Annotated in this window: 1 pseudogene; it reads left to right on the top strand. The window is 54.9% G+C overall.

Annotated elements, in window-relative coordinates:
• Window positions 1-94: 94 nt before the first annotated feature.
• Window positions 95-377 (top strand): annotated as a pseudogene (locus GHN92_RS23670) (IS5/IS1182 family transposase); the annotation flags it as partial.

Genomic DNA, 377 nt, shown 5'->3' on the forward strand with positions numbered 1-377 from the left:
CGAAAGCAGTGTGTCTGCTGTACTACCTGGTCACTAGGAGGGTGTAGACAAAATAAAGTAAACTTCTTGCCTCCTTTCTATGCAGCATTGAGCCATGCCTAAAACTGGACGCCCACCGGTAATCGCTGCGCACCATTATCCTCTGCTGGCCAGGCTCGCTCATACGCAGCCTTATTCCAGTCAAGCCGAACTGGCGCAAGCATTCCATGCAGAAACGGGCATCACCGCGCATCCCGACACCTTTGCAAAAGCGCTGAGACTGGCCGGGATCGTTCGAGTAAAGGAACGTGCCAAAGGTAGCTTCCAGCCTCCCGAGCCTCGTAAGTCTTATGGCTATACCGAGGCACACCGGCGTCAGTTGCCGGAGCAACGCTACC

The sequence above is a fragment of the Pseudomonas sp. FSL R10-2964 genome, assembly GCF_009600035.1.
In the GTDB taxonomy this organism is placed as follows: domain Bacteria; phylum Pseudomonadota; class Gammaproteobacteria; order Pseudomonadales; family Pseudomonadaceae; genus Aquipseudomonas; species Aquipseudomonas bubulae.